Below are 12,213 nucleotides of genomic sequence, written 5' to 3' on the forward strand. Positions count from 1 at the left end.
CGCTCTACCCACGAGTACGGTGCGGTGTGCGAAGCTTCATCCACCCCGTGTCACGTCGTTCGGCCACACCCGCGAGGTCGAGGGCGGTCAGGGCGTTGAGCGCATCTGCGATCGTCAGTCCCGCCCGGGAGGCGATCGTGCCGACGTCGAGGGGTTTCGATGTGGTCAGCGCGTTGAGGCAGATCTTCTCCCGCTCATCGAGACCTTCCAAGGGGTCGGGCCGTGCAGCAGAACCACGCTCCCCACTGCTGTCGGCATCGGACCCCGTCAGGGCGTCTCCGGCGGCGTCGAAGAGTGCCGGTGCCTCGTCGTCCATGAGCGCGATGACATCATCGCTGCAGGTGACGAGTTCAGCCTCATGTTCGCGTACGAGTCGGTGAGCACCGGTCGAGGACGCCGAATACACGGATCCGGGGAACGCTGCGACCTGGCGGGAGAGTTCGAGAGCATGCCTGGCGGTGTTCAGTGCACCGCTGCGCCATCCGGCTTCGACGATGACGCTCACCTGCGCCGAGGCGGCGATGAGCCGATTGCGCAGCAGGAACCGGTGGCGCATCGGGGTCATTCCCGGGGCGGTCTCGGACACGATCGCACCGGTGGCGAGGATCTGCTCGAACAGCTCGGCGTTCGCCGCCGGATAGAAGCGGTCGACTCCCCCGGCCATGAATGCGACCGTCGGTGCTTCGCGGGCGATGGCCGCGCGATGTGCGGCGGCGTCGATGCCGAACGCTCCCCCGGAGACGACGGTGATGCCGCGTGCCGCGAGATCCCATGCGAGGTCGGATGCACATTTGGTGCCGTAGCTGCTGGCCGCCCGGGCTCCGACGACGGCGACGGTGCGGGAGAGGACGACGTTGAGGCCGGCGGCGCCCCTCACCCAGAGTCCCAGTGGTGAAGCGGGACCAAGGTCCTCGAGCAGGGTCGGCCATTCCTCGTCACCGGGGATGACGAGCCTGCCCCCGAGTCGGGCGATGTTCTCAAGGTCGCGACCGTCATCGGCGGCATCATCGTCTCCTGCCCGGACTGCCCACCGTTCGATGGCGTCGTGCATCTGCCCGTGGGTGGCCGCCTCGGCGCCGGTGGAGCTCAGCCCCGCCATGGCCTCGTCCGCGGTCGTCTCGCCACGGCCGACTGCAGTGAGGATCGCTCGCGTGGCCACCGGTCCGATGTCGTCGACAAGCCGCCTGAGCAGGCCGTCTCCCGGTTCGCCGATGCGCAGCAGGGCGGCGATGGCCGCGCGGATCTCATCAGTCGTCTGCACGGTCATGATTCCTGTGTCCTCAGGGCGAGCGCCGTTCTCAACGTATCGGGGTCAGGTGCCGACTTTCCTGCGAGGTCGGCCAGAGTGGTCGCGACCCGCAGCACCCGGTCATATCCGCGCATCGTGATCCGTCCGGTGTCCAGTGCCCGGTCGAGGTCGGACAGCGCTGTCGGTGTCAGTGCGAAGTGCTCACGCAGCCACGGGCCGGGGGCTTCGGCGTTGAGCCGCCACGTGCAGTCGGCAAAGCGCTCGGCCTGACGTCGGCGGGCCTCCCCCACGCGCGCGGCCACGGTCCGGCTCGTCTCCTGACCGCCCCCGAGGCGCAGGTCCGCCGGTGAGACGGGGAAGAGCTCGAGCTGTAGGTCGACGCGGTCGAGCAGCGGACCGGAGAGTCTGTTGCGATAGCGGCGTTTGTCCATCGGCGTGCACCGGCAGTCGGCGCCGGACCCGACCATTCCGACACCACAGGGGCACGGGTTCGCGGCCATGATGAGCTGGAAGGCTGCCGGCAGCACCATGGATCCCCACGCCCGGTGGATGTGGACACGACGGGATTCCATCGGCTGCCGCAGCGCTTCGAGGACGTCACGGGAGAACTCGGGAGCTTCGTCCATGAACAGCACCCCGCGGTGGGCGCGGCTCAAGACACCGACCGTTCCCGGCCTGCGTCCCCCGATGAGCGCCGAGACGGTGCTGCGGTGATGGGGAGCTTCGAACGGGGGCCGGTGGTCGAGTCCGTCGCTGCCGTCGAGTTCACCGCGCAGGGATCGGACAGTGGCGACTTCGACGGCTTCATCGTCATCGAGCGGAGGCAGAATGCCGGGCAGGCATTGGGCGAGCAGCGTCTTGCCGGCTCCGGGTGTGCCGCGCATGAGCAGGTTGTGTCCCCCGGCGGCTGCGACTTCGAGTCCGAAGCGACCTTCGGCCTGGCCTTGGACCTCAGCAAGATCATGGAGATCTGGTGCGATGGACACGGGCCTGTCCATGTCGAGGACAGGGGGCAGCGGCGGTACCGCCATCGATCCGCCGTAGGCGTTGACGACATCGGCGAGGGACGCCACCGACAGAACACGAGCACGCCCGACCAAGCCGGCTTCAGCAGCGTTTCCGACAGGAACGACGAACCGTTCGAATCCTGCCTGCACACCGGAGTGCAGGCACGGCAGCACTCCGGTGACGGGGCGGATCCGACCGTCGAGACCGATCTCACCGCAATGGATGACATCACCGGTGTCCTCGGAGGAGATCTTTCCCAAGGCTTTCAGCACGGCGACGGCGATGCCGAGGTCGAATCCGGTGCCGACTTTCGGCACGGTGCCGGGAGTGAGATTGATCGTCAGGTGCTGGCTGGCCACGGGAGTGCCGAGGTAGGCCAGAGCCGAACGCAGGCGTTTGCGGGATTCGCTCACGGAGACGTCGGGCAGCCCCACGATGTCGATGCCGGGCAGGCCGGCGCTGACGCCTGCCTCGATCGATACGACCTTTCCGCTCAGTCCCCAGAGAGCCACCGCCGAGGCCCGCCCGATCACGTGAGAAGCGGTCTCCGCACCGGCCGATTCAGATAGCCCGAGTTCCGGACCCACATAGTCCGAAACCGAGTCACCCGAACCCGCGCAGTCCGACTCCTCTGGTGCGGCTGCGGCAGCCTCGTCGCTCATGAGTCGACCTGGACGTTCGGGCAGTGGAAGTATTGGATTCTCGGTTCGATGATGATGCCGAGAGCGTCGATGCGGGTGGCCGGAAAGTATTCGTTCTGGCCACGCAGCCAGATTCCGGCCAGGGTGCGGATGCGGGCGAGCTTCGTCGGTGTGATGGCTTCGAGCGGTGATCCGAGCGCGGCCGTACGGCGGGTCTTGACCTCGACGAACACGGCGATGTCACCGTCTCGGGCGATGATATCGAGTTCGCCGCGAGGAGCGCGGAAGTTCCGTTCGAGGATGCGCAGCCCTGCCTGTTCGAGGTAGGCCGCAGCGAGGTCTTCTCCCCTGTCGCCCAGAGCCTGTTTGCGCATGCCTCTCACGGTGCGCTTGCTGCCGGTTGTCCGTGTCTGTCCCATGTCGGCCAGCTGACCATGGCGGCAGGAGAGCAGGGAAGAGCCCGGAATGAACCTGTGGAAGGGGTTCGACCGTCCACAGCCGAATCATGGCTGAGTCAGCGCCACATCCACTGCATCTGGTGTGTGAGTCGGCGCCCACGGACGCACAGTCGACGCTGCCCGCGCAATCACCGTCAGCGCTCGCGGCTCAGCCCCGGATCGACGTCGGGGGTTCGAGATCGGATTTCGAGATCTCCTCGATGTTGACGTCTTTGAAGGTCAGCACGTGCACGGTCTTGATGAAGCGGGCCGAACGGTAGCTGTCCCACACCCACGCATCACGCAGGGTGAGTTCGAAGTACACGTCGCCGGCATCGTTGTGTGCCTTGAGGTCGACGTGGTTGGCGAGATAGAAGCGGCGTTCGGTCTCGACGACATAGGCGAAGAGGCCGACGACGTCACGGTATTCCTTGTACAGCTGGAGCTCGAGCTGAGCCTCATAGTCGTCCAGATCATCGGCGCTCATCTCTGGCCCTCCCTTCTGAATCCGCGTGCAAGCGGAAGCTCCTGCGGTGATGGATGCTGGGACCGACGTCGACGATGCCCTGTCGGTGCGTCGCCGTTCCGTATCCCACGTTTGATTCCCAACCATAGTGCGGATGGTCTGCGGCGAGGGCGACCATCGTCTCGTCGCGAGTCACTTTCGCCACGATGCTGGCTGCGGCGATGGCAGGCACGGAGCCGTCGCCCTTGATCACTGTGCGCACCGGAGGCAGTTCGAGATCGGCGCAGTCGCCGAATATCCCCAGGCAGTCGAGGGTGAGTGGGGCCGAGAGCCAATCGTGGCGGCCGTCGAGGAGGATCATCGTCCGGGCGGGAAACACACCCGCCCACTCCTCCAGCATCGACAGGAACGCCCTGCGCCCGGCGAGGTTGAGCGCCATGGTCATGCCGATCTCGTCGAGTTCGGCCGGGCTCGTCGATCCCACTGCCGCGGCGGCCGCCCATGATCGCACTCTGTCGGTGGCGTCCTGCCGGGACCGAGCACTGAGCTGTTTGGAATCATGGATGCCGGCGGGCACCTCGGCGCTGGTGAGGACCCGCAGGTCGAACAGCGCGACACCGACGCTGACCGGTCCGGCCAGGGCGCCGCGTCCCACCTCATCGACGCCGATGACGAAGTCGAAGCCCTCGCTCAGCAATCCGCTTTCGACGCTGAGGTCGGTCAGTCCGCGAGCTGCCATCAGTTCCCGGTGATTCCCTGCGAATCGGGGACGTCGGCGAACACGTCCTCCGGGTTCGACACCCAGCTGAAGTGCTTGAACGGCCAGTTGATGAGGAATACGGTGCCGACCATGTCCTCTTCGGCCACGAAGGGTTCGGTGTCCATGTGGTAGCGCGAGTCGGCGGAGTTGCCCCGGTTGTCGCCCATCACCCAGTAGCGCCCTTCAGGCACGGTGACCTTGAAGTCGACCTCGGACGGCGCCGTGCCCTCATCGAGGTAGGTCTCGTCGATCGGTTCCCCATTGACCATCAGACGCCCCTCGGCGTCACAGCATTCGATGGTGTCTCCGCCGACGCCGATGACGCGTTTGATCAGCTGGTTTCCCGCGTCCGAGGGGGCGAGTCCGATGAACTCGAGGATCGGGTTGGGCGTGTATTCGACGGTGTCGGCGGCCGAGAGCCAGTGGTCGGGATCGTCGAAGACGACGATATCTCCGCGATTGGCCGGACCGAAGCGCGGGGCGAGCTGGTTGACCAGGACCCGGTCATCGACCTGCAGCGTGGTCATCATGGATTCCGAGGGAATGTAGAACGAGCGGACGACCCACGTCTTCAGCGCCGTGGAGATGAGCAGGGCGATGACGATGATCGCCACGGTCTCCAACAGCCCGCGCATGAACCGTTTCGAGGCGGGGGGCGGGGAAGCTTGAGAGTCGCTGGTCATTCGTTCGCTTTCACATTCGGCCACGGGTTCCGCTGGGACTGAATTGAGCGTACCAGCACGAACCTGACCGGATCCTCAGCAGCGATGTGAGCCTCGCCTGCACGCAGTCTCAGTCGATCGAGGAGCCGTGGCCGATGACGGGTCCGATGACCCGGTCGGTGGGGATGAATCCCCCGCCGGGGCGGCCGAGCAGTGATCGCGAGTCCGCCGAGTCGTTCCGGTTGTCGCCCATCACCCACATCGTGTCGGCAGGGACTTCGACGGAGAATTCCACTGCCGAGGCGGGGGTGGGGGCATAGTCCTCACGCAGAGGTTCGCCGTTGAGCAGCAGGCGGCCCTCGGCGTCGCAGCACTGCAGGGTGTCACCGCCGACCGCGATGACGCGTTTGACGTAGTAGACGTCGCGGGGGCCGAGACCGACCCAGGAGCCGATCTTCTGCAGCGGGGTCGGCAGCGCATCGTCGACGAAGGAGCCGCGACCGTCGAAGACGACGATGTCGCCGCGTTGGATGTCGGACCGCAGCGCATCGGGCCGCCATACGGTGATCGAGTCGTCGATCTTCAGCGTCGGCTCCATCGATGCGCTGGGGATGGTGAAGCGCTGGATGACGAATCCGCGCACGGACCCGCCGAGGATGACGATGATCACGGCGATGGCCGCGACCGTCTTCCAGAACCGTGCCGAATACAGAAGACGCGACCCGAAGGTCGCGTCTTCATGTCTGTTCGGCACGGTGTGATCATCTCCCACAGTGCCGGGCAAATCAGGCCTTTTCGCGGATGCGAGCAGCCTTGCCGCGCAGTTCGCGCAGGTAGTAGAGCTTCGCACGGCGGACATCACCGCGAGCGAGGACCTCGATCTTGTCGACGTTGGGCGAGTGCACCGGGAAGGTACGCTCCACTCCGACGCCGAAGCTGATCTTACGAACGGTGAAGGTCTCGCGGACTCCGTCGCCCTGGCGACGGATGACGATGCCCTTGAACACCTGGATACGCGAACGCGAGCCCTCGATCACCTTGACGTGAACGTTGAGGGTGTCGCCGGCGCGGAATTCAGGCACGTCGGACTTCAGCGAGGCTGCATCTACAACATCGAGCTTCTGCATTGTGGTTTCTCCTGTGGCCTCTGCTCCAGGTCGAGGACACGCATATCGGACCGGTGAACCGGTGATTGAATCGTCTGTCGGGATCACTCCCCGTCGACCCGCCGACTCGATGCGGCGGATCACTGTGGGCCCACATCCCCCTGAAGCAGGTGAGGGCCAACAAACGCGACGCTCTATTCTGTCACGGTTCCGCGCTCAGACTCAAACCGTTCCAAAGCGGCCTGATCGTCTCGGCTCAGATCGGAGAGACGGGCGAGCAGATCGGGTCTGACCTCCGCCGTTCGCTCCAACCGTCGATCACGCCGCCACCGGGCGATCGCGGCATGGTTGCCGCTGAGCAGGATCTCCGGCACGTCCCGCCCCCGCCAGCTTGCGGGCTTCGTATAGATCGGGTATTCGAGCAGACCGTCTTCGTGGCTCTCCTCGGTCAGAGACTCAGGATTGCCGATGACTCCGGGGATGAGCCGACTGATCGCTTCGATCATCACCATCGACGCGACCTCCCCACCGTTGAGAACGTAGTCGCCGATGCTCATGGGGCGCAGTTCGAAGTGCTCACCGGCCCAGTCGATGACTCGCTGGTCGATGCCTTCGTAGCGTCCGCAGGCGAAGACGAGGTGCTGTCTGGAGGCGAGATCCTCGGCGATGCGCTGGTCGAACACCTCCCCTGCAGGGCTCGGGACGATGAGCGTGGGCTTCGCACCACCCGTGGGCTTCGCACCAGCAATGAGCTGCGCACCATCCGTGGGCTGCGCACCACCCGATGGCTGCGCGGCCTGGACGTCCCCTGGCCTGCTGGCGAGGATCTCTTCGAGCGCGAGCGCCCAGGGTTCGGCCTTCATGACCATGCCCGCTCCCCCGCCGTAGGGAGAGTCGTCGACGGTGTTGTGCCGGTCGAAGGTGAAATCGCGCAGGTCGCGGACGTTGAGGGCGAGTTGCCCACGGTCGACGGCCTTGCCGATGAGCGAGAGCTGCAGCCCGGCGAGGTACTCGGGGAAGATCGACACGACGTCGATCGTCATCGCCGGACCAACCGCCTCGGCGCCGGTGACGTCGGCGTTCGCGGCGTCCGGGCGCACCGCCTCGGTGGGGGCGCCGTCCTCACCGGTGGTGTCGTGGTCGGTCATCGGGTGCGGCTCGCTCATTCGGCGTCGAAGAGACCGGCGGGCGGGGTGACGTTGACGCGGCCGGACTCGATGTCGACGTCGGGCACGATCGCGGTGACGAACGGAATGAGCACGACGTGGCCGGCGGTGTGCTTCATGTGGAGCAGATCCTGGGCGGCGCCGTTCGTGACGTCGACGATCTCTCCGACGAGTGCGTCGTTCTCATAGACCTGCAGCCCGATGAGGTCATCGAGGTACCAGGCGTCGTCATCGTCCTCGTCTTCGTCCGCCTCGGCGAGGATGAGGGTGTTGCGGATCTCTTCGGCGCGGTTCCGGTCGGGGACTTCGTCGAAGGTCAGGAGCAGGCGGTCGCGGTGCCACCTCGCCGACTTCAGCGTCAGCGTTCCGATGTCCGGATCGGTGGCGAAGCTCGTTCCGGGGGTGAGCCGTTCCTCGGGGCGGTCGGTGCGCACCTCGACGGTGAACTCGCCTTTGATCCCGTGCGGCTTGCCCAGGCGGGCGATCACCGTGTCCATTCTGCTCCTCGAAGATTGCGGTCGTGTGCACCCACCAGTGTAGTCGGCGACAGCAGGGTGAATGCACGAGAGGGGATGCCTGCGCATATGCGCTGGCATCCCCTCTCGGGAAGGTGGTGTTACGCCTCGATGAGGTCCACTCGCACCGACTCACGGCCGGCCAGTGAGTTCATCACGGTGCGCAGGGCCTTGGCGGTCCTGCCTGCACGGCCGATGACCCGACCGAGGTCTTCGGGGTTGACCCGGACCTCGAGGGTCGTGCCGCGGTGCGATGAACGCGAGCGAACGGACACGTCGTCGGGATGATCGACGATGCCGCGGACCAAGTGCTCGAGCGAATCAGCCAACATCTCAGGCTTCAGCGCTTTCTTCAGCGGCCTCAGGTGCTGCTTCCTCGGCCGGAGCCTCAGCAGCGTCAGCGGACTTGCCGCCCTTCTGCGTGATGGCTTCCTTGATCACCGATTCGGCGTTGGGAGCCACGTAGGCTTCCTTCTCCGGCTGCGGCTTGACGGTGTTGACCGCTTCGCCCTCGCCGGTGAACTTCTGCCAGTCGCCGGTGAGCTTGAGCAGAGCCTTGACCTGCTCGCTCGGCTGAGCACCGACACCGAGCCAGTACTGAGCGCGCTCCGAATCGATCTCGATGACCGAGGGCTCGCGGGTCGGGTGGTAGATGCCGATCTGCTCGATGGCCTTGCCGTCACGGCGGGTCTTCGAGTCAGCGACGACGACGCGGTAGAAGGGTGCACGGATCTTGCCCATGCGGGTCAGACGAATTTTGACTGCCACTTTAGTGGTGTCTCCTTTTGTGTTCTGTGTGCACAGCTGATCCAGAAGAATCGTGGGGTTGACCTGCTGGAAGCCGCGGCTGGGACGATCACTCCGGCGCGGATGAGAGGGCCCGGACCGAGAGCAAAAGTACAAGAGCCAATTGTGCCAGAAGGCTCTACTTCTTGCCACCCGGGAAGATTCCGCCGAAGCCCTTGGGCAGGTTCGAGGGATCGAATTCCTCGTCCGCGCCCAGATCGACTCCGCCGAAGGCCGAACCGACCGGATCCTTGGTCTTGCCTGCCTTCTTATCGGCCAGCTCCTGGGCCTCTTGGGCACGCTTGGCAGGGTTGCCGGACTGACCGCCCTTGCGGCCCTTCTTCTTCCCCACCGCTTTCTTCTTGCGGCTTCCGGCACCACCGGGCATTCCGCCCATTCCGGGCATCTGGGGCATTCCCCCGCCGCCGGGCATTCCGGGCATTCCTCCGCCGCGGGTCATCTGGCGCATCATCTTCTGCGCCTGGGTGAAGCGCTCCATGAGCTGGTTGACGGCGGTGACGGTGGTGCCGGCGCCCTTGGCGATGCGGGCACGGCGAGAGCCGTTGAGGATCTTCGGGTTCGTCCGCTCCTGTGGTGTCATCGATCTCACAATGGCTTCGACCCGGTCGACCTCACGTTCGTCGAAGTTCGCCAGCTGTTCCTTGTACTGGCTCATGCCGGGCATCATGCCCAGCATCTTCTTCATCGACCCCATCTTCTTCAGGCCCGACATCTGTGTGAGGAAGTCGTTGAGGTCGAAGTCCTCGCCGGCTTCGACCTTCTTCTTGAGCTTTTCGGTCTCTTTTTCGTCGAAGTTCTTCTCGGCCTGTTCGATGAGCGTCATGATGTCGCCCATGTCGAGGATCCGGTCGGCCATCCGGTCCGGGTGGAACTGCTCGAAGTCCTTCATCGATTCGCCTGTCGAGGCGAACATGATCGGCTTTCCGGTCACCTCGGCGACCGACAGTGCGGCACCGCCGCGGGAGTCGCCGTCGAGCTTCGAGAGCACGACACCGGTGAAGTCGACGCCTTCGAGGAACGCCTCGGCGGTCTTCACCGCGTCCTGGCCGATCATCGCATCGATGACGAAGAGGACCTCGTCGGGGGTGACCGCGGTGCGGATGTCCGCGGCCTGCTGCATGAGCTCTTCGTCGATGCCGAGACGACCGGCGGTATCGACGATGACGACGTCGTGGAGTTTGGACTTCGCGACCTCGATCGAGTCGGTGGCGACCTGGATCGGGTCGCCGACGCCGTTGCCCGGCTCCGGGGCGTAGACGACGGCACCGGCACGTTCGCCGACGATCTGGAGCTGGTTGACCGCGTTGGGTCGCTGCAGGTCGGCGGCGACGAGCATCGGGCGGTGGCCTTCGGACTTCAGCCAGTACGCGAGCTTTCCCGCCAGCGTGGTCTTACCGGCACCCTGGAGGCCGGCAAGCATGATGACCGTCGGCGGGCGCTTGGCGAAGTTGAGCCTGCGAGTCTCGCCGCCGAGGATGCCGACGAGTTCGTCGTTGACGATCTTGACGACCTGCTGGCCGGGATTGAGTGCGCCCGAGACTTCCTCGGACAGGGCGCGCTCACGGATCCGGCCGGTGAAGGCACGCACGACAGGCAGGGCGACGTCGGCGTCGAGCAGGGCACGTCTGATCTCACGAATGGTGGCATCGACGTCGGCTTCGGACAGCCGGCCCTTCCCGCGCAGATTCTTGAAAGTCGCGGTGAGCCTGTCGGACAGAGAGTTAAACACGTACAAGCCTTCTTCACGATGATTTGGTCGACTCTTAAGCCTAGCAACTCACCCGGGTCCGGCTGAAACCGTGGCCGCTGACAATGCCCCGTGAACCCTCGCCGTCCCGTTCGCCGCCGCTGCATCGAGCATCCGTCACCGTTCGCGGCATATCCACCCGGTGCAACGGGGCGAATCGGCGCTGACGGTGACGGATGCCGCACTACCTGGAGGAGATGTCGCTAGCGGTGACAGATGCTCCGGCGCGTACTGTGGCGGATGCTCCGCCGCGTGCTGTGGCGGGTGCTGAGGCGCTCACCGGAACGAGTAAGCCTGCTCCGCGTGCTCGAAGGCGTCGATTCCCTCGAGCTCTTCCCGCGGGTCTATCCGCAGACCCATCGTCGACCGCAGCACCAGGGAGATCGCGAGTGTCACGAGACCGGCGAAGACGATGGCCACGAGGCAGGCCAGCACCTGTGCGATGAGGAGTTCGAAGCCGCCGCCGTAGAACAGGCCAGCAGGTCCGTCGTCGTGCGGGAAGGCGAAGAACCCGATCATCACGGTGCCGATGATGCCCGCGACGAGGTGGACGGCCACGACATCGAGCGCATCGTCGTAGCGCAGTCGGTTCTTCGCTTCGACGGCGAAGATCGCGCCCGCTCCTGCCGCGATGCCGATGAGCACGGCAGCGTAGGGGTCGACGTTCGCACACGCCGGGGTGATCGCGACGAGGCCGGCGATCGCTCCCGAGACGCTGCCGATGCTGGATGGCCTGGAGGCCCGCAGGCGTTCGATCATGATCCAGGTGATCATGCCCGCGGCCGGGGCAGCCAGGGTGTTGATCCAGATGAGCCCGCCCTGTTCGATCGTCGAGGCGGCTCCGCCGTTGAATCCGAACCAGCCGAACCACAGCAGCGCGGCTCCGAGCACGGTGATCGGGATGTTGTGCGGCTTGTGCGGGGTCGAGAAGCGGGCACGGCGTCCCATGACCACCACGAGCACGAGGGCGGAGATGCCGGCGTTGATGTGCACGACCGTGCCTCCGGCGAAGTCGATGGCGGGTCCGAACAGGCTGCCGATCGCACCCGATTCGCTGAGCAGTCCGTCGCCCCAGACCATGAACGCCAGCGGGCAGTACACGAGGGTCACCCACGCGGCGGAGAAAACCAGCCAGGTGGAGAACTTAGCACGGTCGGCGACGGCTCCGGCGATGAGGGCGATCGCGATCATCGCGAAGGTCGAGCCGTAGCCGATCGAGATCAGCGAGGCAGGGTCATCCGCCACTGCACCGGTGAGTCCCAGCTGGGACAGCGGGTTGCCGACGATTCCGGCGATCGAATCACCGGAGCTCAGCCCGTAGCCGTAGAGGACCCAGACGAGTCCGCCGACGGCCATCGCGGAGAAGACCATCATCATCATGTTGATGGCTGAGGTGATCCGCGTCATTCCTCCGTAGAAGAACGCCACCCCGGGGGTCATGAGCAGAACCAACCCCGCGGCGACCATCATCCACACATTCACTGCATCGAGTTCCATGTCGTCTCTTATCTGTATCGGCTGTATCCGCCGGTTCCGAAGCGAACCGGGCAGACACAGTCTCCATGACGCATGTCACAGTGGTGAGTCGACTATGTTTCCGCAATATGACAAGCCGGGTCTCACCCCGCGAATACGGGGTGAGACCCGGC

14 protein-coding genes are annotated in these 12,213 nt (G+C 65.3%); all 14 read right to left on the reverse strand.

Features of this window, described 5'->3' with window-relative positions; translation table 11 throughout:
* Positions 1–4 precede the first annotated feature (4 nt).
* A complete protein-coding gene (gene dprA / locus L1F31_RS12145) occupies positions 5–1,267 on the reverse strand; it encodes a DNA-processing protein DprA (RefSeq protein WP_265417544.1) in 1,263 nt (420 codons plus the stop codon).
* Entirely contained in the window at positions 1,264–2,919 is a 1,656-nt protein-coding gene (locus tag L1F31_RS12150; RefSeq protein WP_265417545.1) for a YifB family Mg chelatase-like AAA ATPase, read from the reverse strand. The genes dprA and L1F31_RS12150 overlap by 4 nt, the downstream gene beginning before the upstream one ends.
* On the reverse strand, positions 2,916–3,317 hold the full coding sequence (locus L1F31_RS12155) for a YraN family protein (protein ID WP_265417546.1): 402 nt from the start codon (positions 3,315–3,317) through the stop codon (positions 2,916–2,918). The genes L1F31_RS12150 and L1F31_RS12155 overlap by 4 nt, the downstream gene beginning before the upstream one ends.
* A 187-nt stretch (positions 3,318–3,504) precedes the next feature.
* Positions 3,505–3,822, reverse strand: coding sequence for a DUF2469 domain-containing protein (locus tag L1F31_RS12160; RefSeq protein ID WP_265417547.1), 318 nt, complete (start codon positions 3,820–3,822; stop codon positions 3,505–3,507).
* Positions 3,809–4,540 carry a ribonuclease HII gene (rnhB, locus tag L1F31_RS12165; protein WP_265417548.1) on the reverse strand — a complete coding sequence of 244 codons (732 nt, stop codon included), beginning with the start codon at positions 4,538–4,540 and terminating at the stop codon, positions 3,809–3,811. The genes L1F31_RS12160 and rnhB overlap by 14 nt, the downstream gene beginning before the upstream one ends.
* Positions 4,540–5,196, reverse strand: a complete 657-nt coding sequence (gene lepB / locus L1F31_RS12170; protein WP_265417549.1) for a signal peptidase I — start codon at positions 5,194–5,196, stop codon at positions 4,540–4,542. The genes rnhB and lepB (L1F31_RS12170) overlap by 1 nt, the downstream gene beginning before the upstream one ends.
* Positions 5,197–5,353: 157 nt before the next feature.
* Positions 5,354–5,977: a signal peptidase I gene (gene lepB, locus L1F31_RS12175; protein ID WP_265417550.1), complete on the reverse strand. Its 624-nt coding sequence runs from the start codon at positions 5,975–5,977 to the stop codon at positions 5,354–5,356.
* Between the two features lie 31 nt (positions 5,978–6,008).
* Positions 6,009–6,350, reverse strand: a complete 342-nt coding sequence (rplS, locus tag L1F31_RS12180; protein WP_209323302.1) for a 50S ribosomal protein L19 — start codon at positions 6,348–6,350, stop codon at positions 6,009–6,011.
* 173 nt (positions 6,351–6,523) lie between these two features.
* Positions 6,524–7,372: a tRNA (guanosine(37)-N1)-methyltransferase TrmD gene (gene trmD / locus L1F31_RS12185; protein ID WP_265420434.1), complete on the reverse strand. Its 849-nt coding sequence runs from the start codon at positions 7,370–7,372 to the stop codon at positions 6,524–6,526.
* Positions 7,373–7,491: 119 nt separating this feature from the next.
* The gene (gene rimM / locus L1F31_RS12190; RefSeq protein ID WP_265417551.1) at positions 7,492–7,992 is read right to left on the reverse strand and encodes a ribosome maturation factor RimM; all 501 of its coding nucleotides are present in this window, start codon (positions 7,990–7,992) and stop codon (positions 7,492–7,494) included.
* A gap of 119 nt (positions 7,993–8,111) precedes the next feature.
* Positions 8,112–8,342, reverse strand: coding sequence for an RNA-binding protein (locus L1F31_RS12195; protein ID WP_265417552.1), 231 nt, complete (start codon positions 8,340–8,342; stop codon positions 8,112–8,114).
* A 1-nt stretch (position 8,343) separates the two neighbouring features.
* Positions 8,344–8,778: a 30S ribosomal protein S16 gene (gene rpsP / locus L1F31_RS12200; protein ID WP_265417553.1), complete on the reverse strand. Its 435-nt coding sequence runs from the start codon at positions 8,776–8,778 to the stop codon at positions 8,344–8,346.
* A 157-nt stretch (positions 8,779–8,935) separates the two neighbouring features.
* Entirely contained in the window at positions 8,936–10,546 is a 1,611-nt protein-coding gene (gene ffh / locus L1F31_RS12205; RefSeq protein WP_265417554.1) for a signal recognition particle protein, read from the reverse strand.
* Positions 10,547–10,840: 294 nt separating this feature from the next.
* On the reverse strand, positions 10,841–12,061 hold the full coding sequence (locus L1F31_RS12210) for an ammonium transporter (RefSeq protein WP_265417555.1): 1,221 nt from the start codon (positions 12,059–12,061) through the stop codon (positions 10,841–10,843).
* Positions 12,062–12,213 lie beyond the last annotated feature (152 nt).

It is taken from the genome of Brevibacterium spongiae, assembly GCF_026168515.1.
GTDB lineage: Bacteria > Actinomycetota > Actinomycetes > Actinomycetales > Brevibacteriaceae > Brevibacterium > Brevibacterium spongiae.